The organism is Lysinibacillus sp. FSL R5-0849, from assembly GCF_038595075.1.
GTDB lineage: Bacteria > Bacillota > Bacilli > Bacillales_A > Planococcaceae > Lysinibacillus > Lysinibacillus fusiformis.
On record NZ_CP152004.1, the window covers coordinates 4,336,503 to 4,361,786 of the forward strand.

Consider the following 25,284-nt stretch of genomic DNA (forward strand, 5'->3'; position numbering starts at 1 on the left):
ACGATAGATTCAACTTGCTTACGTGATTCATATTATACCCCAATAGGTATATTGTCAACATGAAAGCTTCAACTCTTTTTCTTGAAAGTCTTTATCTGTATTGACTTATACAAAAAAACCCTGCTATGAGCTGTAACTCATAACAGGGATTTCTACGATTTTATTTAGCTAATTGCATGGCTGGTCCGAAGAATTCATAATGAATTTTCTCGTCTTTCACGCCAATTTCTTGTAAATTTTTAATAACTGCTTCCATAAAGCCTACAGGTCCACATACATAAACATCAGCGTTATCAGCTACTCTTTCTGCTAATAATTCTTTTGTAATTTGCTTGTCTTCATCAGAATATAGAGCCGTATACGATGCATTAGGTAACGCATTTACTTTTCCTTGAATATCATCGCTAAACGCTACAACTTTTTCATTGCGTGCGCACTGAATAAAGTTAACTTTATTCGTTGAATCTTCTTTTAGAGATTGTAGCATACTGTTTAATGGTGTTACACCTATACCACCACTCACAAATGTAATAGGAGCAGTTGTTTCTTCTAAAACGAATAATCCTGCTGGCACACTTACATCTACTAAATCTCCAACTTGTAAGTCATCATGAATAAAGTTTGACACTTTACCGTTTGGCGTATGATCACTTTCACGTTTCACTGAAATGCGGTAACCATCTTCTGCGCTTGCTTGTGAAAGTGTGTATTGACGATTCATTAAATACTCTTCACCAGGAACTTTCACGCGGATACTAATATATTGTCCTGGCTCGTAAGATGGTAATGATGAGCCATCTTCATTAACAAAATAAACAGATGTAACTAAGTCGCTTTCTACCACTTTTTTCGCCACTTTTAATGGTCTAAATAGACGCCATCCACCATTATTTTCAGCTTTTTGGTATAACTCTTCTTCTACTTGAATGAAAATATCTGCAATAACGCCATATGCCTCAGCCCATGCATTAATAATATCGTCAGTCGCCGCGTCGCCAAGTACTTCCTTAATCGCTTTTAATAAGTTTTCACCAACAATTGGATAATGCTCAGGTAAAATACCTAAACTACGGTGTTTGTGCGCAATAAGCATGACTGCTGGTAAAATAGCTTCTAAATTTTCAATATGAACTGCCGCAGCATAAACTGTGTTTGCTAAGGCTGTTTGCTGACGACCTTTTTCTTGGTTAGTGTGGTTAAAAATATTTAATAATTCTGGATGAGCTTGAAACATATTTTTGTAAAACGTTTTTGTAATCTCTACACCATGAACTTCTAATACAGGGACTGTTGCCTTAATAATTTGAATAGTTTCTTGTTTTAACATATCGCTTACCATCCTTTCGTGATTACAATATAACGCTTTCATTTTCTTAAAGCAATATGTAAAATACATCTTTAACAAAATGGACATAATTAATGTATTTTAAATACATCTTTAAAAGTGGTTTCAAAATATTATACTTCATTGTAAAAATGCTATAATTACTTTGAATTATAGAAAGTAGGGTGTTCTTATGCGCTTAACTTTATACACAGACTATTCTCTTCGTACACTTATTTACTTAGGTGCAAAAGAAGATGGCCAATTATCAACTATTCAAGAGATTTCAGATGCTTATAATATATCGAAAAACCATTTAATGAAAGTGACGCACCAACTTGGATTGTTAGGCTATATAGAAACAATTCGCGGAAGAGGTGGCGGTATTCGCTTAGCCATCGATCCAAAAACTATCACCATTGGTGAAATTGTTCGTCATACAGAAGAGGATTTTCATTTAGTAGAATGTTTCGATAAAGAGAATAATTTATGTAAAATAGCTCCGGAATGTCAGCTAAAAGGTGTCCTATATGAAGCTTTACAGGCCTACCTAACAGTACTAGATCGCTACACATTAGATGACTTCTTACATTCAAAGGAAAAATTAATGGCCCTCTTGCTAGGTAAATAAAAATACCCGCTCAACGTTTGTTGGACGGGTATTTCTTTTATGAAAAACATCTACAATTGCTTAGTAAAGAAGATCATATCTAATGCACGAATGCCGTTTTCATATATTGGCTCTGGATAGTCGAGAAAGAAATCCTTTTCAATGGTCTCCATGCGAAAACCTGCCTTTTGATAAAAAGCTATATTATCAATACTTGAATTTGCTGTTCCAACTAAAAGCGTTTGATAGCCTTCCTTCTCACAAAATGCCGTAAGCTGTCGCAATACCTCTTTACCTAGCCCTTTCCCTTGGAATTTTGGCACAATCGCAATATTTTTCAACTCAATGGTTGTTTGAGATTGAGGGGTTAATAATGCCACTCCCGCAAGCTGTTCTCCACACTTCACTTCAAATAAGGTACCCTCATCCAAGTATTTTCGGATAGCCTCTTCACTCTCATCAGCAAGTAAAAGCTGTGGTAAAAAGGACTCTCTACTCCCATTTACTTTTTTTAGAGCTGTTCGAAATTGTACAAAATCCTCACGTTCAAAAACATTTAAAACACATGGTTGTTTCTCTTTCGCTTCTAACCATGAATGTTCTTCTGGATAATCTCCTTCCACCCCTAATCGAATAAAGCTCAGCTTTTCCTGTGCCTTTTGTGAACGGATATTCACCTTCCTAGCTCCCGCAAAAACTCGCTTTAGTCCAAGCTCAAAAAAGGCGATATCTAAAATAGCTGTTTTAGCCTCAAGATTATAACCTTTCCCCCAAAATGGATGCCCGAGCCACGAACCGATATGACAACTGTTTTTATGTTGGTCTATAAACATCAATGCGGTCACACCGATTAACTGTCCCTCCTCATTTAAAACAACACGAGGAACGGTCTTCCCTTCTTCTTCATCGATGCATTCACGTTTGATAAAATGAATAGTATCTTCTACTTTACCAACAGGTAGCCCTAGTGCATCTCGAACCTGTGGCATAGAAGACAACTCATGCATGGCCTCGGCATATTTGATATCATGTTTCACTAAAGTTACCGTCATCTTCTAATTCCCCTTTTACTAACATTCTATTGTCGTATTCTATTCTCAACTATACGTTAGTTGCCAGGAGACGCCAAAGCGATCCTGAATCCACGCAAATTTCTTTGAAAACCCATAATGATCAAGTGGCATTAACGCCTGCCCACTTTCCTCTATTTGATTTACTAAATTCTTTATTTCTTCCTCAGATTCACACTCTAGAAAGATAGACGTTGATGGCGTAAACGAAAAGTTATGTTGAATAACACTATCATTCACCATTAATTTTAACCCCTTTAATTGTAGGGTGGCCATCGCTACCTGCTGAGAATTTTCCATATATTCTATCTGTATAACTTCTAAATCTGTAAACCATTGCTGATATTGTTCAATCGCTTCATGCGCTTGTCCTTGAAACATTAAAAAAGTTGTCGCGCTTTTCATCTATTTTTCGCTCCCTCATAATGTGAAATCCACTCTGCTGGTGTCATTTTTGCAACAAGCTCACTAATTAAATCAAAGGGAATATGCTTCGTGCTTGTAAAACGAATACAACTTTTCCCCATATTTAATTTTGTTGGTACTCGCCTCGCATATTCCTCCTGAAACCAAGAAAGTAATGCTTGGTCTGCATATATACCCATGTGGTAGAGCGCAATATGACGTTTTTGAGCTGCAAGACTAATAAAAGGTAATGGCGTATTTGGCGTCACATGATAGCCACTTGGATACGTTTCTAATGGCACAACATAGCTAACCATGTCATATTGCATAGTTTGTTCAAAACCCTCTGGCAAATTGGCTTCTAAAACATCTACAAGCTTACTAAAGGCATCACGCCATTTTCCCTCTACTTGCTCCATATATATGCTCTTCATACCTTGCCTCACTTCGTCGTTATTTTCCCTACTTCACTCATTTATTTGTGCCTTGTGATACAATTCCTTTGCTTTATAGCCTAGTGGAATAATTTGACGCATCTCCTGTAAGCGAGCTTCTTGTGTTTCTAACTTTTTTGCACTATAAATATAACGTGCCCAATCCCTTTGATATCCCGGAGTGAGTCCATCATAAAAGGCTAAGTCATCCTGATTTTAGGAAAGTAAGTCCCGCAATGGAGGGATCATACTCTCATAGTCACTCACACATTGACTAATGGCTGTTATTTTCTTGCCTCTTCCTTTACCATCTCTCTTAATACTTAAGATTGAAAATGTTTCATCTAATGACATCAGGCTAGAAAATTTTAAATCACTACCATCCATATACTTTTCCTCGTCCACATGGATCGCCGGAAAAATCTCATCTCGGTGAATAAACTGTTCATATTTTTTATTACCCTTTTTAGGATAAACAAAAAATAAATAGCCCAGCTCCACTAGACTATTATCTTTTAACACTTTTTGTAAATAAGTTACCATGGCATCTATGGAAAACGCAAAAGAAATAATACGGTCATAAGGTGCCTCTCCAGAATGAAACACTCCATCTAATATCGAATCAAGCGGCTGATTATGGATGGCAATGGATACATCATCCTTTAGTTTAAATTTCTTTTGCATCATTTAAACACCTCTTCTCCCACTCATTTTTAGCTACTAAAAAACAGCTCATACATTTGGAGCTTAGTTTTGATAGTATACTGAATAAATGAGAGCTTGGGAACAAAAAATAAACGCTCGAAAATATCTCAAGCGTTTACGGTTCGGCTTTATTTTATTTTGCGAGTAACTATTATGCCTTTAATAATCGGTATAAAGATTCCAATTACGACAATTGGCAAGAACCACCATCCTATGGAAGTAGTCTCTCCAAGAGCAATGCGAATCATTTGGAATGATATAACTGCGAATAAAATAAGACAGAAGTTTTTTACTTCGTTTAACATTTTTCTGCTATTTAAATAAAATGCTTCTACATTTTGTTCATTCAAACGAGCTGGAAAGTTATACATATGTGGGACTTTCTCTAAAAGACTCATGATTATCCATAGAAACACACCTATAAACGGAAGAATAATGAGCTCAATTTTTGAACCCCACCGATCAATCTCTCCCTTACCATTAAAATGAACAGGAATTTCTTCAGGCAATTTCCCCCACATTACTGCAATATAAAAGATAGATAATAGGAATATGATAACTCCAATATAATCCCAGACCTTTTCAGACCTTGTTTTAGGGATTTTTAAAATAGGTCTATACACTTCGCACCACCTCAGTTCATCTTCATACGTAATTTACGTTTTGCCTACTCTATAAGTTTCAAAATTTATGAATATTGGCTTAATATTCAGTACAAAGAATTAACTTTCGCTTTATTTCTAGCATATTTTAGCGGTAAATGTCTTTTTTTTATTACTTCTATCACGAGTTTCTGTCACCTTTAAACTAATTATTACAGTAAAAATACTCATAATACTTTGTAAAATTCATATTTTCTGATATAAATGATATATATACATATTTCATTAATTTGTAACATTTCTACTAAATACTGAGAAAGGAAATTTCATCTATGCGATTTACTATCTACAAGAAATTATTACTCGGTTTTTTTATAGTTATTTTAGTTCTAGTTGCTACTATCGGCTTAAATATAAAGCAGCTTGATTCAGTGAACAAAACTTATCGTACATTATTGGAGGAGCAAACAACTAAATCTATCGCTATTCAGGAATTACGCGTTATTGCCAAACAAGAGATTGTTAGTTTGCGTGGCTATTTACTGCTTGGAGATAAACAGAATCTTCAAAGCAATCAAGACTCTCGAACAGAATTTAAACAAAAATCTGAAGAGCTAATGTCATCTTTGACGACCGAAAAATCCATTAAATTTCTAGAAGCTATTAATAAAAGCGAGCAAAATGTTCAACAGTTTGCGGACCGCATGTTTGAGTTAAAGGCTTCAGGTGAAACGGAAAAGTATGAAAAGCTTGATAGTACACAGGGGCGTCTAATTATTAAACAATTTGATGAACGCGTTGAAAACCTTTCCGATTATCAAAATGAGTATATTGAAGGAAAAATTGCTGCTACATCGAAACAAATTCAAGCTATTAAGTTCCAAATGTTAATTCTTGGAGTCTTTGCTGTTGTCATAAGTCTGATAATTGCAATGGTTGTTGGTAGTCTAATGTCTCGTCCAATTAACGGCATGGCTAAAGCTGCTAAAAAAATAGCTGAGGGTGACTTAACGGCTGAACAGATTCGTATCAAAAATCGTGATGAAGTGGGTGATTTAGCCCAAGCATTCAATCAAATGGCCGTTAATTTGAAAGATTTAATTACAAATGTACGCCATAACACTGTACAAGTTAGTGGCTCTGCCGCTGAGTTAACAGCAAGTGCTGACCAAACCATTCAAGCGACTGAGCAGATCACTTCTTCGATTCAAGAAGTGGCTAGTGGCTCTGAAGCTCAAGGTAAAAATGCTACAGAAAGCTCCGAAGCGATGAAGAATATGACAAAGGGCATACAGCAATTAGCATCTACTACGGCGGCGGTTTCTGAACTGGCATTGGAAACGAATTCAGAGGCTCAAAAAGGCAATGAATCATTACATCGAGTGATTTCACAAATGACTACCATTAACACTGCTGTATTAGAATCAGCAAGCGTTGTGAAAAATTTAGACGGGCATTCTATAGAAATTGGTAACATTATTGGCATTATTACAGATATTGCAGAGCAGACAAATTTACTAGCGCTCAATGCCGCTATCGAGGCAGCTCGTGCAGGCGATCATGGGCGGGGCTTTGCTGTCGTGGCAGACGAGGTGAAAAAGTTAGCAGAGCAATCCAAAAAATCTGCAGAGCAAATTGCTACGTTGATTGCAGAAATTCAACAAGATACAAACCGTGCTGTGACGGTGATGGATACTGGTACACAAGAAGTACAAATTGGGATGCAAGTGGTACAGGTAGCTGAAGAAGGCTTCTCTAAAATTATGGAGCTTATTGAACAAGTGTCCATGCAAATCCAAGAAGCTACAACAGTTTCGGAAGAAATGTCATCCAGTGCAGAACAAATTTATGCTTCCTTCGATGAAATAGCAACAATCGCGCAAATGTCTTCTAGTAATTTACAAAATGTCGCTTCTGCCTCTGAGGAACAGTTAGCAACTATCGAAGAAGTCGCTGCTTCAGCAGCAACACTTTCAAATATGGCAGAGGAGCTTCAAACAGAAGTCTCTCGCTTTAAATTAGAATAAATGAAAACTGCTCGGATTCCCTCTAGGAAACGAGCAGTTTTTTCTATATATGTATAGGCCTTTACTCACTTATATTTATCGCTTAAATGACTGAGCATTTCTATAATGGCTGCTTCCTCACTAGGTACTTGCAACGTAGCCCAATCACCAACCTGATGATTCCCTACACAAACACTTTCCTTTGCCTTCAAGAACATCGAGACATCGTTTGCATCATTTCCAAAAGCAATATACTCCCCCTCGATGACACCTAATTTAGTTAGGCCATTCCACTTATCAATACCATTAGGGCTTATATCTATAATATTTTCTGATGCATGTTCATAAAGAGTAACAGCAAGCTGTTGTAGCTCAAATAACACTGCATCTCTATTCTCCCCCGGAAATAAAACAACTTTTACAATATCATGAAGATCTTGCAACGCTACTTTTTTAGCTATTTTTAGAGGATCTAGATTTTGATAAATGGGATGCGCTTCACTGCCTGTATACGCATAATCCCACTGACTATCTACTAGGTAGGGTAATTGAAATGCTGTAATGATCTGTCGAAGCGCCCCTACTATCTCCGTCTCAAATGCTGCAACCTCCTTCGTTACTCCATTACAGGCGACGAATGCTCCATTTCCACCTACCATCGGAAATTCTCGCATCTTCTCAGGCAATACAGGTAATAGATCACGTATTGGTCTAGCAGAAGCAAAAATAACTTCATGCCCACTTTGTCTACATGCCTCTAACGCATTGATAATACCCCCACTCAAAGGCTTCCCTTTAAAGCAAATTGTACCGTCTAAATCAAAGACAAATTTCATAGTTCTTCCTACCTCTCCTACGTTCATTCACAATTTTTATTATCTCACAGAAATGACTATTTTTAGTGGACGTTTATTTATTTCACAACTATCAAATATTTAACAGAACAAACAATACTTTAGACAGAATTAAAAAAAAATTTAGAAAATTATTGACAGGCTATTAATATCCACGTAATATTGCTTTCAACAACACATTGCAGGCCAAGATTGGAAATAGTAAAAATGGTGATGTACTTGTAGAGAGCCGATGGTTGGTGAAAATCGGTAGACACACATTTTGAACTCGTCCATGAGCTACTCCCTGAATAGTCTAGTAAGGGATGTCGGTTTCCTCCGTTAACAGGATAGACAGTGATAGCTGTCGATAAGGGGACTTTTTCTGTACAGAGAAGGTCAATTAGAGTGGTACCGCGAGCATAAACTCGTCTCTATTTTTAAATAGAGATGGGTTTTTTTATTTTTTAATGAATCATTGGCCTACGTGTAGATTTTAAATACAGATAACTACAAGAGGAGTGTTAAAAAATGGGAAGAAAAATTTGGGTATTTGATACAACATTACGTGATGGTGAACAGGTGCCAGGAGCCAAGCTAAATTTATATGAAAAAGTAGAAATAGCACAGCAACTGAAAAAATTAGGTGTGGATATTATCGAAGCCGGATTCCCCGCTTCATCACAGGGGGATTTTGATGCTGTCAAAGCTGTAGCTGAGAAGGTCGGTACCACTAGCGATATTATGATTACAGCATTAGCACGTGCAGTAAAGGCAGATATTGATGCCGTCTATAATGCTGTGAAATACGCTGAAAATCCAATGATTCACATGGTTCTTGGGACATCCGATATACATGTGGAGAAAAAATTCAGTAAATCCAAAGATCAAATTCTGCAAATTGGTGTAGATGCTGTAAAGTATGCGAAAACTCTATTGCCACAGGTTCAATATTCTACTGAGGATGCGTCTCGTTCAGACTTTGAGTATCTTTGGAAAACGATTGAAGCTGTTATGCGAGCTGGTGCAACTATGATTAACGTTCCTGATACAGTCGGTTTTGCAGAACCAGAAGAGTTCGGTGAGATGATCTTTAAATTAAACAACCGTATGAAAAACTTAGATGATAGCGTTCTTCTTAGTGTTCATTGCCACAATGACCTTGGAATGGCAACAGCTAATACGCTTGCCGCGATAAAAAATGGTGCCGATAAAGTAGAATGTACAATTAATGGTATCGGTGAACGCGCAGGAAATGCGGCATTAGAAGAAGTCGTTATGGCGCTAAAAACGCGTAGCACTATCTACAATGCTGATACACGTATTAACACAAAAGAAATTATGAATACATCACGACTTGTATCTAGTTTTATGGGCTTAGATGTTCAAGTTAATAAGGCTATTACTGGAGATAATGCTTTTGCCCATTCATCGGGTATCCATCAGGACGGATTACTAAAATCCCGTGATGCCTATGAAATTGTGCATCCAGAAGACGTAGGTCTTGATGATATGGAGCTAGTACTGACAGCACGTTCTGGCCGACATGCCGTGAAAAATGCTCTTGAAAAATTAGGGTTTTCGAATCTTTCTACAGATGAATTCGAGGGAATCTTCGAAGGCTTCTTAAAGCTAGCGGATGCCAAAAAAGAAGTATACGATCATGATTTATACGTGATCGTTGAAAGCTATTATGAGAAACATGATGCTTCTCACAAGAATGCCACACATTATAGTGATCAATTCTTTGATATCGAAGATCTACAAGTCGTCAGCAATACAAGCTTCCCTTCTGCGAGCGTTAAAGTGCGGAAAGGTAATGAAGTATTGAAGGCTAGCGCAGTTGGCTCAGGCCCAATTGATGCTCTCTATTCTGCCATTGCCGAAATTACAAGCATGGATGTAAAACTAGTGGAATATAATATCAATAGTGTTTCGCGTGGCAAAGAGGCGCTAGGAAAAGTAAAAATCACGATTGAGCATGAAGGTGAAAAGTATATGGCTAAAGCTGCAGATACTGACATACTAAAAGCAAGTGCTCTAGCCTATATTAATGCCATCAATAGCATTGTGGTTGCCAAATTGACACCTGTCATGAATTAAAACAAAAGAAGCAGTATGGTCCATTAGCCATACTGCTTTTTCAATGCTAGCGACTATCTCTTACTAACTTTTGATATTCTTCTTCTATTAGTTCGATATCCAGTCGTTCAAACAAAGGTGTTACGCCTTGAATGGTTTTAGGTAACTCTACTTGTTCATGCCACATCATTTCATCTATACCTAGCATATTTCTTACTTTCTCTGCTGAAAACGGTAGGAATGGATGTAGTAATTGTCCGAGATTGGCAATGATATAGACGCAGGTTGCAAGTGTGCAATTGCCCGCCTCCACATGTTCTTTTACTTGTAACCATGGCTGCTGTTCATCGAAGTAACGATTAGCGCCACGAATATACTCAAAAATGGACTCTAATGCTTGCTTGAAATGGCCACCCTCAATAAGAATACCCACTTCATTAAATAGCTGAATAGTTTGTTTGCGAATAGTACAATCCACTTCAGCCTGAGGTACTTGATTAGCAAAGGATTTCTCTATAAATTTCAATGTTCGGTTCACAAAATTACCATATGCACCAAGTAATTCACCATTATGGCTGTAAATAAATTCTCGCCATGAAAAATCAGTATCTCGATTTTCTGGTGCATTAGTCGTTAAAAAATAGCGAATAGAGTCAGCATCATAACGACTTAAAATATACGGAACCCATACAGCCCAGTTTTGACTCGTCGATAATTTGCGTTTTTCTAAAGTTAAATATTCATTAGATACGATATGTGTCGGCAAAGCTTTCGCACCTAGTCCCATTAAAATAGCTGGCCAAATAACTGTGTGGAATGGGATATTATCCTTTCCATGGACATAGTATGAAATGGTTTCTTCATTCCATAAATCTTCAATCGCTATATGATGTTGCTTCGCCCATTCTAGGCTAGCCGTTAAATAACCTGCAACTGCTTCAATCCACACATATATTTTCTTACCCTCAAAGCCAGGAACTGGAACATCTATTCCATTTGGCAAATCTCTCGTTACTGCTCGGTCAGGAACGCCCTCTGCTAAGTAGCGCTCTGTCAATCCCAATGCATTGTCCCTCCAACGTTTCTCTGCCTTTGCCTCGGATAAAAAGGTCTCTAATCTCCCTTGAAATTGACTAAAGGTAAAATAAAAATGTTCTGTCTCTCGAATGACTGGCTCATTCCCACATATTTTACAGCTCTTATCGATTAAATCCAATGGGTCTAAAATTTCCGAGCAGTTATCACATTGGTCTCCTCTCGCCTTTGCACCACAATTTGGGCATATGCCCTCTACAAATCGATCCGGCAAAAATTGCTGATCTGCCTCACAGTAAGCCTGTTCAATTTTCTTTTTATATAAAAAATTGTTGGCAAGTAGCTGTAAAAATAAGCCTTTAACGGATTCATGATGGTGCTCTGCGTCTGTTCTTGTGTATAAATCATAAGTAAATCCTAGCTCATTAAAACATTTTGTAAATTCTTCATGATAATGATTAGCAATCGCCTCGGTTGTTGTGTTTTCCTGTGCTGCACGTATAGAAATTGGTGTACCATTACAGTCACTACCCGATACGTATAATACTTGCTCACCTTTTTGACGGTAATATCTAGCCAAAATATCACCTGGTAATAGTGCGGCTACATGTCCTAAATGCAAAGAGCCATTTGCATACGGCCAAGCGCCTCCAATAACAATACTCATTCTAAATTGCTCCCCTCACATAAAAAAATGGTAAAAAAAATCGCCCTAATCAAATCTGATTAGGACGAGTCTACCCGTGTTACCACCTATATTTACAAATAGCTCACACTATTTGCCTCATTCAGTACGTCTTTTTTTAAATATGAGATACTGCCGCCGTTGTAACGAGTGCCCATCTCGTCGTAATCTACTTGCTAAAAAGCTTTCGGTACGAAGCTCAAAGGTCATTTTCAAAAGGATTCATTTACCTCATTTCCACCAACAGAGGCTCTCTACAAAATGCTGTTCCTATTTACTTTTCCTTTTCAATGCATTATCTATAGGATTGGCACTATTCTACGCTTTATTGCGATGAAATGCAATAATTGTCGTTAAGGTCGCTTCCATTTTTTCAAAACGCTCACTCATATGTTAATGTGTTTATCATGATTAGCCTATTTCTATGTTTAATAACTCCGTTAAATCATCTATTACAATATGTGCCTGTTGCAATTCATGATCCTGAGCAAAGTCAAAACGAACACCTATTGAGAGTAGCTCATTATCGTGGGCAGCTTGAATATCGGATGAACGATCTCCAACTACCGCCCCGTCCTGAATCCCATTGTCTTGCATTACTTTTTTAACTAAATCTGATTTATGTCCGCTTGCAATGGATTGAATGCTGTAAGTCCCCTTTATAAATTGCTCTAATTGATAGGTTTCAACAATTGCCTGTAAATAGTCAACCTGTCCATTACTCGCTATGTATAACGGATAGCTTTTCGACAATGTAGCAAGGGTTTGCTCAGCATGTGGATAAAGCGCACCTTTACGACTACGGATTTGGTCGGTCAACTCTACATGAAATAGCACATTGCTCTCCTCACGTATGTCTACTGAATGCATTGGACATAAAGTCTCCCATACAACCGGTAAAGGAACGCCCATAATTTCACGGTATTTTTCAATAGGTGTTTCTCCCTGCCATAAGCCCTTTGTACGCAACACATCAAATGTGGCATCCAGCGCAGGTTCTAAAATAAGATTTGTTTGAAATAAAGTGCCATCCATATCAAAAATAAAAGCTTTCGTCACAAAATCACTCCTTGATTAATGATTAAAAAACTCCATATGTAACTTTTCCTTCTTATAATAATCCAAACGATCTTGTAAAGTCCCCGTATGGAATTCAAACTTATGTCCATCAGGATCGGTAAAATAAATTGATTTTTTATCTCTTTCATCTCTTTGTCGGCCATCTAAAATATGAACCTTCAATTGTACCAATTTATCATACATTTTATCGAACTCATCCTCAGAGATCGTGAAAGCGATATGTGTATAGGAATATTGAATGTCATTGCGCGGTATATCTTTTTCAACATTGAGGGCAAGCCACAGCCCATTTACATCAAAATAGGCTGTGCTGTTTCCCTTTACAAGTAACTTGGCATCGAAAACATTTTCATAAAATGCAATAGATTGCTCTAGATCAGACACTGAAAATAGTAGATGATTTATGCTTTGTATGGTCATATGTGTTTGTGTGCTCCTCTTTATTTTTTTCCCTTTTTAACGCCTTTAGAAATTTGCTTCCATTTACGTTGCTCCTCGAGCTTTGCCTGCACATTTGTTTTGCGTTCCATATAAGCCAATTCTCTTTGTAGCTTAAAATAGCTTTGTAAACGATTTTGATCAAGTTCACCATCTGCAATAGCTTGCTGTACTGCACAATACGGCTCTTTTTGATGGGTACAATCACGATAACGGCAAGCTTTTGCTAATTCCTCAACATCTTGAAAGCTAGATGATAAACTATCACCTTGATTCCATAATTGTAGCTCACGCATTCCCGGCGTATCAATTAAACAGCCGCCAGAAGGTAACATCACTAACTCTCTGTGAGTCGTTGTATGACGTCCTTTAGCATCGTCTTCACGTATGTCTGATACCTTCATCAGCATTTCGCCACACAGAGCATTCGTTAATGTAGATTTCCCTGCACCAGAGGAGCCCAGTAATGCCCCAGTAACTCCTTCTGTAAATAAGGCCTGAATTTCCGTTAAGCCTTCTCCAGAAATGGCACTCGTTACGAAAACATCTACTCCAAATGCTACTGAATCAACTTCCTTCACTAAGCTTGATGCATCGTCGCATAAATCCGCCTTTGTTAGAACAATAATGGGCTTTGCACCTGAATCCCAGGCAGCTACTAAATATCGTTCCAAACGGCGAATATTAAAATCAGCATTCAAGCTCATGACAAGTAACACAATATCCACATTCGATGCAACAATCTGTTCCTGGATTTCCAGACCAGCAACTTTTCGAGAAAAGACTGATTTTCGTTGGAATAATTGATGAATAATTGCTCGTTCCTCACCAGGCATTTTCTCTACTAGCACCCAATCGCCCACTGCGGGATAGTCTTCACGAGCTAAAGATGTATAGGCATAATGGCCAGCGATGGTCGCAAGCCATTCCCCTTCCTGAGCTAACACTCGATAGGAATGCTTATGCTCTAAAGTAACCCTCGCAGGCACACAATTTTTAAACTTAGACTGTTTCTTCATTTCTAACATTTGCTCTTCAAAATATTTTGTAAAACCTAATGTTGTTAAATTCAAATTAATTTCCTCCTAAAGGTACGTTTCCATGACGCTTCTGTGCAGACTTCCGCCAGAAGCAATTATCTTGATTCAGAAAATTTGAACCACGATAAAAAAACCTTGTATCTGCGCAATTCGGCAGTTACAAGGTTTCACACGCACGTTTAAAGGATATACAAATACCTCGAGCTATGCACGACGTCGCTTTGTATATTTTAGGCGTGTGAAATGAAACAAACCGAATTGCAGTTCGCTAAAAATAGATTTATTCATCATGTCACATCACCTACTTTCCATTTAGTTGTTTCCAATATATATAAAATTTAGGGAATTGTCAAATAAAATATTATTAGCATGTATCTCCTTCCTTCACGCATAGAATGTACAAGACCAATAAATGCGAGGAGATGTTGAATTGCCTAAAATCATTTCTATTAGCACACATCAACCACCTTACACATTACAGCAATCAAATGCAGAGGAGCTTACAAAGGAGCTTTTCTATGAAAAAATCCCAAAACTAGAGCGCTATTTAAAGGTTTTCGATAATGGCGGAATTGAAACACGTCATTTTTGTGTACCACCTGAGTGGCATCGTACAAATCACTCCTTTGAGGAGCGTAATGGTTTATATATTGAACTAGCCACACAATACAGTGTAAGCGTCATTCAGGCATGCTTACAAAATGAAGCCTTCTTACATTCACCCATTTCTCCTAAAGAAATCGATGCCATCATATTTGTAAGCAGTACGGGGATCTCAACACCTAGCATTGACGCTCGTGTGATGAACAAGCTTCCTTTTTCCGATCAATTGAAACGTATTCCGCTATGGGGATTAGGCTGTGCAGGAGGAGCAGCAGGTGTTAGCAGAGCCTATGATTTTTGTAAAGCACACCCTAATGCAAAAGTGCTTGTTGTTTGTGTTGAACTATGTAGCCTCACTTTTCAGCCAAATGATTTTTCTAAAAGTAATTTAATCGGTGCTTCACTTTTTGCTGACGGTGCCGCCTGTATTCTCGTATGTGGCGATGAAATCATGATTGATACAAAAAAACCATCACCATCTATTTTGGCGGCAGGCTCTAAATGGATGCCTGATTCAGAAAATGTAATGGGATGGGACGTTAAAAATAATGGGCTTCATGTCATTTTCCAAAAAAGCATTCCGGCTATTATTACTAGTTGGCTTGGACCATATATTGAACAATTTTTACTGGAACAGGGAATTTACAGTGAACAGCTTACTCATTTTATTGCACATCCTGGAGGAAAAAAAGTATTAAAAGCCTATGAGGACACGCTTTATCTTTCTTCTCAAAAAACCGACATTTCTCGGGAAATATTACGTCAGCATGGTAATATGTCATCGCCAACCGTGTTATATGTGTTAGAACAATTTATGTTACATGAAGGACAAGTGGAGGATACAGGTTTACTCGTCGCTCTTGGCCCTGGTTTTTGTGCAGAAGCTGTATTACTAAACTGGAGGGAGTAGCATGATCTTCTATCTAATTGTAACGCTTGTCATTCTACAAAGATTGACAGAGGTTGTTATTGCTAAACGAAATGAGAAATGGATGATTGCTCAGGGAGCCTATGAGGTTGGTAACTCCCACTACCCTTATATGGTCACTATGCATATTAGTTTCTTCTTGTTTCTAATTGTTGAAGTAGTAACCAATCACAATGGTATATCGCCCTTATTCCCATTATTTTTTATTTTATTTGTAGCCGTTCAGGCATTGCGTATATGGTGTATCCGTTCTTTAGGAACGTTTTGGAATACAAAAATTCTCATTCTACCTCATGCACAAGTCGTGCGTAAAGGTCCCTATGAAATTATGCGCCATCCTAACTATGCTGTCGTTTGTTTGGAAATTCTCCTTCTACCTCTTATGTTTCAGGCATATTTCACGGCGTTTTGTTTTACACTATTAAATATTACAATGCTTTCTGTACGAATTCCGATAGAAGAAAAGGCATTACGAGATGCTACTAATTATAATCGTGTGTTTGAAAAGAAGATTTCGGAATCGTAGCCGAAATCTTCTTTCTTTTTATGAATGCCATTCCCAGTTAAACGGATCTTGTAGTCGTTCCCAAGGATTACGAAACTCTTCATCTGTTAATAAACAGCTGTCCAACTGTTTGATAATACGCTCTCTATCTAAGTCTATACCGATAAGAACAAGTTGGGTCATGCGATCTCCAAACTCGCTATCCCAATCTTCCAACACCTCCGGACTTTGTAGGAAGACATCTTCCTGCTGAGCTTTTGGTAGTGCCGCTACCCAATAAGAAACAGGTTCAATTTTTGCAGATGAACCAGCCTGTGATAGCAATAATGCTACGTCTTGATGCTTTGCACTCCAAACAATTCCCTTTGCTCGCACAATTGATGGTGGCATTTGGTCACACCACTCGACAAAGCGCATTGGATGGAATGGTTTTCTACTTGTATAGGTAAATGAAGATATGCCGAACTCCTCCGTCTCCGGCATATGGTTTTCATGACCAAGCTCTAATTCTTTTAACCAGCCAGCTGATTCTGAGACACGTTCGAAGTCAAAACGACCTGTATTTAAAATTTCAGCAGGATCAATTTCACCACTAACCGTTCGGATTATTTTTGCCTCGGGCTGTAATGCGCGTAGTATACGCTCTAACCGTTCTACTTCTTCTATTGAAACTAAGTCACACTTATTTAATACAAGGACATCACAAAATTCTATTTGATCAATAAGAAGGTCTGCAACATCCCTTCCATCTAACTCACCAATTGCTTCCTTACGCTCTAATAAACTCTCTCCCGATTGAAAATCATGCCAAAAGCGATGCGCATCTACAACTGTTACCATCGTATCCAATTGACAAAATCTCGTTAAATCTATGCCCAGCTCTTCATCTAAATAGCTAAATGTTTGTGCAACTGGAATCGGCTCACTAATACCTGTCGATTCAATCAATATATAATCAATATTGCCAAGCTTCGCAAGACGTTCCACCTCCTGTAATAAATCTTCTCGCAATGTACAACAAATACAGCCATTGGATAACTCCACAAATTTCTCTTCTGTTCGTGAGATCCCGCTGCCATTTGCAATAAGCTCAGCATCAATATTAATTTCACTCATATCATTCACAATAACAGCAACACGTAAATCCTTTTCGTTTTGCAATACATGATTCATCATCGTGGTCTTACCAGAACCTAAATATCCACTTAATACAGTTACAGGTATTTTCATTATTCTCTCTCCAACTCCTTAAATCGTAATCATTACTATTTACAATTTGTAATTAAAACATATATATTTTCAAAATGCAAAGCTTTTAATCACATGAAAAAATAAACTTGACAATTTACACCCTAAAATATATTGTTTAAATCGTAATAATTACTATTTACAAGGAGGCATATTTATGCGCGTACAAATAACACTAGCCTGCACGGAAACTGGTGATAAAAACTATATCACGACGAAAAATAAACGTACTAATCCAGAGAGATTGGAGCTTAAAAAGTATTCCCCTCGCTTAAAACGAGTTACTTTACATCGTGAAACAAAGTAACTTAGGCAGTAGTTAATTAATTTGAATGTTTTTTGGACCAAGCAACCTTGCCCTAAAAAATAACTGTTTCAAAAGAGGAAGGCTTACTCTCTTTTGAAACAGTATTTGTATACCATCTATTCTCTATTTATTTCGAATGCGAGCTCGTTCAATTTTTGATCGAGTTCATCAAGCATTCGTAATCGAAAATCAATCTGCTCGTCTATATTTATAGACTCATTCATTTTTACTCTACTATCATCAGATTGATTTTTATAGCCCTTTATCTCATTAGTAAGTTTTTCTATTTCTAGATTTTTCGTTTCTAATTCTTTTACTAATTGTTCATAAAGGCTATCCGTCTCTACTTTGTTTCTATATGATTGTTCTATCGTCTCTAAAATACGTTCCATTTGTCCACCTGTAACGATAGTAAAGTCATTTAATCTTTTATCTAACGCCTCCATCATTGACTTATAGTTTGTTTCTTCGATAGATACATCAATGTTTTCCTTTAATAACTTATTTTCTGCTCGCAGCTCGCTTAGTTCCTTTAATAAAGACTCTATCGAAGCAATTTGTTTTTTTCTTTGGAGCTCTCGCTTTTGTAACTCTTCATCATATGCTTCCAATTCCTTATCAAAATCTCTCTTCAACTTTAATAGTTCCATCGAAAGATCTTTTCTGAGCCTTGTTAATTGTATATTCTCCCGTTCAAGACGTAGCACTAATGCATAATAATCACTATCCCTAAGCCTTTTCACTTCATTTTTATATTTGGCTAATTCGGCCCTTAAAAAAATAATCATTTGTTGGAGCTGTAGAGGATCATTGTTTTTGACAATATCGTTGTCCATCCTTGCACCTCCTAGCCTGAAAAACTTTTTAGAATTTCAATGACTTCTTCAAACTGTGCTTTACTGTCTTCTAACATTTCATCTAGTTGTTTTAACCACTTTTTTTGTAGTTCTGGATGATCATGTTGTTCAAATTTTTCACTTTTTTCCCCAGAGACAAGATAAGCAATTAATTGTTGTAATGTATTTTTTTCAAGAAAGGCAAAACTATTATCTTGTACATTACGGCGGTTAAGCTGGTCCTTCAGCAATTGTTGGATTACGCTATTAAGTTCTTGTTTTTCATGATCCCCCATTGTTTTCCTCCTGTGTTGGACTAATGCCATTGAGATTAATTGGGTTTAACACAAGCACACCATCAGTTAGCTGATCACAATATGTAAAACCCATAATAGTGCCAGAATAAGATAAATTATGGGACCATTTAATTTGAAAATTGGTAAATGAAATCGTTTCATTTGGTTCGATGGTGGACTTCCCTATTGGTCTCAGCCAGTATTCCTCTTTGCTCGATTTGTCATTAAAACGCTCCCAATTACTTTGCCCCTGCGTCTTTAAAGTAGGTGTAAAATTTTCGTGGACATACCTTCCTGAGAAATAAAACGGAGAATCTTTCGGTAATTTAATGCATAAATATGGATTGGTGACGGGTGTATGCCCAATATTACGAATATGATAGGATCCTAAACATAGACTTTCTTGCTCAGAATCATAGGATATATTGAACGAGGATGTAAAATAACTAATAAGATTAACCTTATTTGGCACTGCTAGCTCTTCTACCAGCTTTTTAATTTCCTGTACATATGTGTTTGTCTGTTCTTTCACCGCTTGTATCTTGTCTTCTATCCGTGTTATCACTTAATGCCCCCTTACTATGGTTCATAAAAAAAAAGAGAGGATAACCCTCTCTTCATGATATGACTTTCCTCTATTTGTTAGCACTATTAACCAACAGTTGGGAAAATAACTGGGCATTGTTGTGGACGAACCGCAGTTGGACATGTGAATGGTAAATCTGCTCTTGGTTCGCAGAAAGTTGCTAAGAATTCCACAGTAACTGGGAATGTTGATTGAATGCTTTGGCAAACAGCAACAGTAATTGTTAACGCAGAAAACGTAATCGCACCTGCTGCAGGCGTTAGTGTACCAGTCGTACATACGAAGCAATCTAAATCTGTATATAGAATTTCTACATCTGTACCCTTAGGTGCACATAATGTCACTTGCTCACAGCGTGAAACAGGAATTTCAGCGCTTGTGAACATTGTTCCATTTGGTAATGTAACTATGATCGTAAGAATGAAATTCTTTTGAATATTTAAATGTTGAAGACAAACAGTTGATCCATCGATAGAGAATTGGCGATTCTCACGGTTTAGGATCACAATTGGATTTGTAGCTGCTGGAATTACACGACATGTAACAATAGCACCAGTTAAGTCAGTAGCTGGTGTTACGCCTGGGAATGTAATTGCTCCAGTTGGTGAAATATCAAATGACATTTCCTTTACAATCCAATCATATACCTTATCAACATTTATACAAATCAGTTCCTGCGCCTGGGATGGCATATGTTCTTGCATCCTTTTGACACCTCCATAAGTTTTTTATCTTTCGTTTGTAGCATATGTTTTTCAGCTATAAGTGCATGGGCTAATAAATAGTTACATTGGATATTTATAAAAATCAACGGCAAACATTTTTACTTACAGTGCTTTCTTTATAATAAGAACTAAAATGTTGAATGAACCGGTATATTTGTAACAGAAAGTCAATATTTTTAATAAACTAATAATGGAAAAGGGGTGAACTACAATGGAAGAGTCAAAATTGTATACCACTCAAGAAATTGAAAATTTAAGGCAAAAAATTGAAACCTATAGAGAATCGTTATCTTCATTAAAAATGGGATCGTCAATTGAAGATTTTCTTTATATGAAGCAGGAGTTTGATGGACTAAAAACGCAGATGGCACATTTAGAGGGGATTACAGAGACATTGGATACTAAACAAAATTCATATATAAAAGGGTATGATGATCAAATAAGGCTTCTGTCCATTCAGATTGAGTCTCTGAATCAAACCATGGAAGAAATGAATCAAGAAATTTTAGCTGTTTTAAACAAATTAGTAACTGTTGAAGGAAATGATACTACAACCATTTCTCCCTCCAATAAAATGCCTTCTCAAACTTCCGCTACTCACATACCTAGACAACCTAGAATGATACAGACAGCAGATAAAACTACGATAACATCAGCACAGCCATCTTATAGATTATTACAAAATTTGGCAGGAAAAGCCACAAACCACCAACAAAATGTAAATAATAATGGCGCTTCCTCTCCTCATAATGATCGACAGACAACTAAACCTGAAGAGCGGCATTTTAATCAGCAGTATTTTCAATCCATTAATACGCATCCAAGCCATATATACAATGGCTTATTCAGAAACACGACAGTTGAATCCACCTTCCATTTTAAAAATGCCACGGATGCAAAAGAAGTTCCAGTAAGTGTTTATGATCCATCTGCTGTACAGCTCACTTTAAGTGAAGAAGACATCGAGAAAGATCATTTACCATCAACTATTGTTCATGAATCGAGTACTGGAACCGAAAAAACAGATGATCCTATAGAGGTTGTGCATTCGAAAAATGAACGTAACAATCATGAGATTTCTGAAGTATCTACAGAATCGTTGGAACAGGTTCATTCGGGGATGCTTAGCGAGCCAGTTAGTCAAGACAATTCGGCAATAGCTAACGAGCCTCTAAACCAAGTTGTTTCAGAATCAGTAACAGAACCTGCTGACACACATCATTCTCCTTCATTAGAAACCGAAGAGTATGTTGAAGTGTATAATTCTGAAGAAGTCTATGAGGTTCATTCGTCCCTTGAAAAAGAGAATAAGCAACCTGATCCTGTAAACACACCAATTGAAGAAAATAAGAAGGGAAAAAACTCATTTTTCGATTTTTTTAAAAGGTGGAGTTAAATTTATCATTTTATAAAACATCCATTATGTATGTAAATATACATAGTGGATGTCTTTATGTTTCAAATAAAGCTGGCTTTAAGAAATCATTGAATTTATAGGTGAAGTAGATATTTGCCCTTAACCCCTAATCTGAAATGAATAGAATAATGAAGAAAGGGGGTGTAAAAATGTGTTTAAATAATTCTATGTGTGGTTGCTCAAAAAATGGCAATGGTGAATGTACTGCATTAGGACCTTTTGTAGCGATTGATGCGGCATGTATTACTACGCCTCAAGCAACTGGCTCAATCATTCCTTTCTCTTCTGGTGTCACACCTGTTGTTTTAGCATCATTAGTTACTGGATTAATTGCAACACCGAGTCTAATCGGATTTGGTACAGCAGTACCTGGTGTTACAATTTTAGGAAATACCATTGATTTATCTGGGGTTGTAACAGAGGCATTCTCAGTTCCTCGTCCAGGTAATATCACGGCTATTTCTGCATCATTCTCTGCAACAATAGCTATTGCTTTAATTGGAACAACAACCGTAACTGCAACAGTTTACCGCGCTCCTGCAGGTAGCACTGTGTTCACTGCAACAACAGCAACTGTCAACTTAGCTCCAGCATTTACTGGTGCCATAGCATTAGGCCAAACTTCATTCGCTTCTGCGAACGTAGCACCAGTTCCAGTCGTAACAGGAGACCGTTTATTAATGGTTTACTCTATTACAACTGCCGGTGTTGCTGTTGCACAAGTTCTAACAGGAACTGCAAGTGCAGGTATTACGATTGCTTAAGCCTCGATACAATCACCTAGAAAGTAATTTAAATATCCTTCATGTATGAAAAAATTGATAGCATTGTACTAAAAAATAATAGGCGATTTCTTTTTCAAGAAATCGCCTATTTCGCATTTTTACTATTTCGTCAAAGCATTCCGAATATGCGCCAAATGATGTTTGCCATGCCATGCATATAACCCAATTGCCTGTTCCAATATTGTCAGACCTGAATCAGGATGATTAAACGCTCGTTGTAATTGTTCATCTGTTAAGCTTGTTAATAAGTAAACCCAACGTCCATGTAAACATTCGATTAGTTTAAGAGAAGTCGCTATTGGCATTTCTGAATCTGGTAGCAGTGCCCACTCAGCTTCATTGTATGGCTTAATAGTTGGCTCGTCCTCTGTTAAACCTAGCTTAAAGCGGATATAGCTGTTCATATGACTATCAGCAATATGATGGACTAGCTGTGTTACAGTCCAGCCATTTTCACGATAGGATTTTGCCAATTCCTGCTCACTTGCTCCACTTAATGCTTCTTCAAGCTGCTGTGGTAATAAACGAATATCTTCCAACCATTCTTTTACTTGCTGTGATGTCACTTCTGTTGGACATTGAAACTCCCCAATTGGATATCGTAAATCAAAATCGATCAAATTACTCTCCTCCATTTCTATATCCTTTTACTTTTCCAAAGTGTTTTAGGTCACTATTATTCCTGAATATCATAAATCAACGTATCAAAGTATTTACCATTTGTATACAGTAAAATTGCCCATTCTCCAGGACTAGGAATTTTTACGCTTGAAGGTCTATGAGCATCTCTCCATTTGCGGGCCCGCCAAGGCCTATGCTCCATCCATCCACTAAAATTGGCTGAATAGTTTTAGTATCTCTATGGTAGCCTACTACTGTTAAAAGCCTGTTCACCAGCCTGCATACCCTGTTCAATGGATTCTACCGTTTCACTCAATGCACTAGATGGTGGTGGTGCCGCTGCATACTCTTGAAATGCCTGAATCATCACCTCATGTATAATGGGTGCATCTTTTATTTCTGCTAATACTAGCTCAGTTAACCTCCACGAATGATTTTTAATACATTTTAATGTATATAAACACAAAAAAAACTGTATTACTCATGAAAGAATAATACAGCTTATGACCTCATTTTTTTTCTTTAGCTTTTGCTTCTTTCTCAAGATGCTTTTTGGCTATCTTCAATCGTTGAATGTCTTTTTTCTTCAGCGGAATAATCTCATCCTTCATCATTTTAATATAAGAAATCATTAACAACAGTAATATTACCGTAAATGGTAAAGCGGCAATTAACGACGCCGTTTGTAATGCATCTAGCCCACCCGTATACAATAAAACACCTGAAATAGAGGCCATTAATATACCCCAAACTAACTTCGACAGTACTGTAGGGTTTAAGGATCCCCTTGTCGTCATACTGGCCATAATGAAAGTAGCAGAATCGGCTGACGTAATTAAGAAGATAATAATGAGCAAGATCCCAATAAAAGAGGCTATCGTTGAAAGTGGCAAATGCTCTAACATTTGAAACAACGCCACTGTTACATCGTTATGAACGGTTTGTGCAATTTGAGCTTCTTGATGCAAATCGAACCACAAGGCAGTACCTCCAAAAACAGCAATCCAAAAACAAGCAATAAGAGGAGGAATGATTAATACGCCAACAATGAATTCTCGAATGGTCCTACCTTTTGATACACGAGCAATAAAAGAACCAACAAAGGGTGACCAAGCTATCGCCCACGCCCAATAAAAGATAGTCCAATCCTTTACCCACGTCCCCCCGACATACGGTTGCATCCTTAAACTATATTGAATAAAGTTTGAAATATAATCGCCTATTGCTAGTGTAAAGGTTTCCATTATAAATACCGTCGGACCTGTTATAAAAACAAATAGCAGTAACACAATCGCTAGCATCATATTGACATTACTTAAGATTTTCATTCCCTTTTGAAGGCCTGTAGTGGCAGATAACATATAGCCAATAAACATGATAAGAATAATGACTACTTGGAAGAGAAATGTATTAGGTAAACCAAAGACAAAGCTTAAACCTCCATTTGTTTGGAGCACGCCCAAGCCAATAGAAGTAGCTACCCCCATAACTGTTGCAATAACCGCTAAAATATCAATCGTGCCCTTCACGACTCGATTTTTCCCCGTTACAGGCTCTAAGGCGGTTGAGATGAGCATATTTCTTTTTTTGTTAAATTGCACATACGCCATAACGAGCCCCAATATGGCATAAACTGACCATTGGCTGATTCCCCAATGAAAGAATGAATAGCCCATTGCCAGTCGGGCTGAATCTGTCGTAAGAGGTTTTGTGTCACTAAAAGGTGGTGAAAAATAATGACTCATTGGTTCAGCTACTCCCCAAAAGACTAGTCCAACCCCAAGTCCTGCAGAAAAGAGCATAGAAATCCATGTGAGAAAGCTAAATTCTGGGCGACCATCTTCTGCTCCTAATCGAATAGTGCCATATTTACTAATCGCCAAGCCAAATAGAAAAACCACGATTATAAAGACCGCCATTAAGTAAAACCAACCAAAAAAATCCGTCGTCATATGAAAGACACTGTTCGCTACATTCTTAAACTTTTCCGGTATTATTGCCCCAATAATTACTAAAAGTAAAATGGCTCCACTAGAAATAATAAATACTGGGTTGATTAAATTTTTATTTTTTTGCAT

Annotated in this window: 27 protein-coding genes and 2 other annotated features; of the genes, 8 read left to right on the forward strand and 19 right to left on the reverse strand. The window is 37.4% G+C overall.

What is annotated here, in order from left to right:
* Nucleotides 1-160 precede the first annotated feature (160 nt).
* The gene (hmpA, locus tag MKY80_RS21445) at nt 161-1,327 is read right to left on the reverse strand and encodes an NO-inducible flavohemoprotein (RefSeq protein ID WP_089985807.1); all 1,167 of its coding nucleotides are present in this window, start codon (nt 1,325-1,327) and stop codon (nt 161-163) included.
* A gap of 190 nt (nt 1,328-1,517) precedes the next feature.
* Here hmpA and MKY80_RS21450 point away from each other — a divergent pair, with 190 nt between their 5' ends.
* Nucleotides 1,518-1,955: an Rrf2 family transcriptional regulator gene (locus MKY80_RS21450; protein WP_008175250.1), complete on the forward strand. Its 438-nt coding sequence runs from the start codon at nt 1,518-1,520 to the stop codon at nt 1,953-1,955.
* Between the two features lie 50 nt (nt 1,956-2,005).
* Here MKY80_RS21450 and MKY80_RS21455 read toward each other — a convergent pair whose 3' ends face one another.
* From MKY80_RS21455 to MKY80_RS21475, 5 genes are all read right to left on the reverse strand, one after another.
* A complete protein-coding gene (locus MKY80_RS21455) occupies nt 2,006-2,986 on the reverse strand; it encodes a GNAT family N-acetyltransferase (protein ID WP_008175251.1) in 981 nt (326 codons plus the stop codon).
* Nucleotides 2,987-3,031: 45 nt separating this feature from the next.
* Nucleotides 3,032-3,409 carry a VOC family protein gene (locus MKY80_RS21460; RefSeq protein ID WP_008175253.1) on the reverse strand — a complete coding sequence of 126 codons (378 nt, stop codon included), beginning with the start codon at nt 3,407-3,409 and terminating at the stop codon, nt 3,032-3,034.
* A complete protein-coding gene (locus tag MKY80_RS21465; RefSeq protein WP_342531137.1) occupies nt 3,406-3,843 on the reverse strand; it encodes a DUF1801 domain-containing protein in 438 nt (145 codons plus the stop codon). The genes MKY80_RS21460 and MKY80_RS21465 overlap by 4 nt, the downstream gene beginning before the upstream one ends.
* A 216-nt stretch (nt 3,844-4,059) precedes the next feature.
* Nucleotides 4,060-4,530 carry a hypothetical protein gene (locus MKY80_RS21470; protein WP_090002062.1) on the reverse strand — a complete coding sequence of 157 codons (471 nt, stop codon included), beginning with the start codon at nt 4,528-4,530 and terminating at the stop codon, nt 4,060-4,062.
* 146 nt (nt 4,531-4,676) lie between these two features.
* Entirely contained in the window at nt 4,677-5,171 is a 495-nt protein-coding gene (locus MKY80_RS21475; RefSeq protein ID WP_008175259.1) for a DUF1648 domain-containing protein, read from the reverse strand.
* A 311-nt stretch (nt 5,172-5,482) separates the two neighbouring features.
* Between MKY80_RS21475 and MKY80_RS21480 the strand changes: the two genes are divergently transcribed.
* A complete protein-coding gene (locus MKY80_RS21480) occupies nt 5,483-7,177 on the forward strand; it encodes a methyl-accepting chemotaxis protein (protein WP_089985811.1) in 1,695 nt (564 codons plus the stop codon).
* A 65-nt stretch (nt 7,178-7,242) separates the two neighbouring features.
* Here MKY80_RS21480 and MKY80_RS21485 read toward each other — a convergent pair whose 3' ends face one another.
* Complete coding sequence (locus MKY80_RS21485) at nt 7,243-7,992, reverse strand: HAD-IIB family hydrolase (RefSeq protein WP_164908746.1); 750 nt, start codon at nt 7,990-7,992, stop codon at nt 7,243-7,245.
* 197 nt (nt 7,993-8,189) lie between these two features.
* Nucleotides 8,190-8,428 (forward strand) — a binding site (T-box leader).
* Between the two features lie 92 nt (nt 8,429-8,520).
* Here MKY80_RS21485 and MKY80_RS21490 point away from each other — a divergent pair.
* Nucleotides 8,521-10,092 carry a 2-isopropylmalate synthase gene (locus tag MKY80_RS21490; protein WP_089985813.1) on the forward strand — a complete coding sequence of 524 codons (1,572 nt, stop codon included), beginning with the start codon at nt 8,521-8,523 and terminating at the stop codon, nt 10,090-10,092.
* Between the two features lie 46 nt (nt 10,093-10,138).
* Here the strand turns inward: MKY80_RS21490 and metG are convergent, their stop codons facing one another.
* The 4 genes from metG to rsgA all read right to left on the reverse strand — a co-directional run bounded on the left by metG (nt 10,139) and on the right by rsgA (nt 14,382).
* Nucleotides 10,139-11,773, reverse strand: coding sequence for a methionine--tRNA ligase (gene metG / locus MKY80_RS21495; RefSeq protein ID WP_342531143.1), 1,635 nt, complete (start codon nt 11,771-11,773; stop codon nt 10,139-10,141).
* A 57-nt stretch (nt 11,774-11,830) separates the two neighbouring features.
* Nucleotides 11,831-12,091, reverse strand: a binding site (T-box leader).
* A 111-nt stretch (nt 12,092-12,202) separates the two neighbouring features.
* Complete coding sequence (locus MKY80_RS21500) at nt 12,203-12,850, reverse strand: HAD hydrolase-like protein (RefSeq protein WP_090002065.1); 648 nt, start codon at nt 12,848-12,850, stop codon at nt 12,203-12,205.
* A 15-nt stretch (nt 12,851-12,865) separates the two neighbouring features.
* Nucleotides 12,866-13,291, reverse strand: coding sequence for a FosM family fosfomycin resistance protein (fosM, locus tag MKY80_RS21505; RefSeq protein WP_089985816.1), 426 nt, complete (start codon nt 13,289-13,291; stop codon nt 12,866-12,868).
* A gap of 20 nt (nt 13,292-13,311) precedes the next feature.
* The gene (gene rsgA / locus MKY80_RS21510; protein WP_008175282.1) at nt 13,312-14,382 is read right to left on the reverse strand and encodes a ribosome small subunit-dependent GTPase A; all 1,071 of its coding nucleotides are present in this window, start codon (nt 14,380-14,382) and stop codon (nt 13,312-13,314) included.
* Nucleotides 14,383-14,779: 397 nt separating this feature from the next.
* Here rsgA and MKY80_RS21515 point away from each other — a divergent pair, with 397 nt between their 5' ends.
* Entirely contained in the window at nt 14,780-15,862 is a 1,083-nt protein-coding gene (locus MKY80_RS21515; protein WP_090002067.1) for a 3-oxoacyl-[acyl-carrier-protein] synthase III C-terminal domain-containing protein, read from the forward strand.
* A 1-nt stretch (nt 15,863) separates the two neighbouring features.
* Nucleotides 15,864-16,406 (forward strand): isoprenylcysteine carboxyl methyltransferase family protein, encoded by a 543-nt coding sequence (locus MKY80_RS21520; protein ID WP_089985818.1) that lies wholly within the window; start codon nt 15,864-15,866, stop codon nt 16,404-16,406.
* An 18-nt stretch (nt 16,407-16,424) separates the two neighbouring features.
* Here the strand turns inward: MKY80_RS21520 and MKY80_RS21525 are convergent, their stop codons facing one another.
* Nucleotides 16,425-17,618, reverse strand: coding sequence for a GTP-binding protein (locus tag MKY80_RS21525; protein WP_342533088.1), 1,194 nt, complete (start codon nt 17,616-17,618; stop codon nt 16,425-16,427).
* 172 nt (nt 17,619-17,790) lie between these two features.
* Here MKY80_RS21525 and rpmG point away from each other — a divergent pair, with 172 nt between their 5' ends.
* Nucleotides 17,791-17,940 (forward strand): 50S ribosomal protein L33, encoded by a 150-nt coding sequence (gene rpmG, locus MKY80_RS21530; protein WP_008175287.1) that lies wholly within the window; start codon nt 17,791-17,793, stop codon nt 17,938-17,940.
* Between the two features lie 116 nt (nt 17,941-18,056).
* On the opposite strand, the gene MKY80_RS21535 is transcribed toward rpmG, so the two are convergent.
* The 4 genes from MKY80_RS21535 to MKY80_RS21550 form a co-directional block, all read right to left on the reverse strand.
* Nucleotides 18,057-18,776 (reverse strand): hypothetical protein, encoded by a 720-nt coding sequence (locus MKY80_RS21535; protein ID WP_089985820.1) that lies wholly within the window; start codon nt 18,774-18,776, stop codon nt 18,057-18,059.
* An 11-nt stretch (nt 18,777-18,787) separates the two neighbouring features.
* Complete coding sequence (locus MKY80_RS21540) at nt 18,788-19,072, reverse strand: hypothetical protein (RefSeq protein ID WP_089985821.1); 285 nt, start codon at nt 19,070-19,072, stop codon at nt 18,788-18,790.
* Nucleotides 19,059-19,637 carry a hypothetical protein gene (locus MKY80_RS21545; protein WP_089985822.1) on the reverse strand — a complete coding sequence of 193 codons (579 nt, stop codon included), beginning with the start codon at nt 19,635-19,637 and terminating at the stop codon, nt 19,059-19,061. Before MKY80_RS21545 ends, MKY80_RS21540 begins: the two co-directional genes overlap by 14 nt.
* 86 nt (nt 19,638-19,723) lie before the next feature.
* Nucleotides 19,724-20,362, reverse strand: a complete 639-nt coding sequence (locus MKY80_RS21550; RefSeq protein ID WP_089985823.1) for a hypothetical protein — start codon at nt 20,360-20,362, stop codon at nt 19,724-19,726.
* Nucleotides 20,363-20,594: 232 nt separating this feature from the next.
* Between MKY80_RS21550 and MKY80_RS21555 the strand changes: the two genes are divergently transcribed.
* Nucleotides 20,595-21,779 (forward strand): hypothetical protein, encoded by a 1,185-nt coding sequence (locus MKY80_RS21555; protein ID WP_089985824.1) that lies wholly within the window; start codon nt 20,595-20,597, stop codon nt 21,777-21,779.
* A gap of 170 nt (nt 21,780-21,949) precedes the next feature.
* Nucleotides 21,950-22,564, forward strand: a complete 615-nt coding sequence (locus tag MKY80_RS21560; RefSeq protein WP_089985825.1) for an exosporium glycoprotein BclB-related protein — start codon at nt 21,950-21,952, stop codon at nt 22,562-22,564.
* A gap of 122 nt (nt 22,565-22,686) precedes the next feature.
* Here MKY80_RS21560 and MKY80_RS21565 read toward each other — a convergent pair whose 3' ends face one another.
* The 3 genes from MKY80_RS21565 to MKY80_RS21575 all read right to left on the reverse strand — a co-directional run bounded on the left by MKY80_RS21565 (nt 22,687) and on the right by MKY80_RS21575 (nt 25,284).
* The gene (locus MKY80_RS21565; RefSeq protein ID WP_342531153.1) at nt 22,687-23,220 is read right to left on the reverse strand and encodes a YfiT family bacillithiol transferase; all 534 of its coding nucleotides are present in this window, start codon (nt 23,218-23,220) and stop codon (nt 22,687-22,689) included.
* Between the two features lie 224 nt (nt 23,221-23,444).
* A complete protein-coding gene (locus tag MKY80_RS21570; RefSeq protein ID WP_258870082.1) occupies nt 23,445-23,573 on the reverse strand; it encodes a hypothetical protein in 129 nt (42 codons plus the stop codon).
* A 142-nt stretch (nt 23,574-23,715) separates the two neighbouring features.
* Nucleotides 23,716-25,284, reverse strand: coding sequence for a BCCT family transporter (locus MKY80_RS21575; RefSeq protein ID WP_089985827.1), 1,569 nt, complete (start codon nt 25,282-25,284; stop codon nt 23,716-23,718).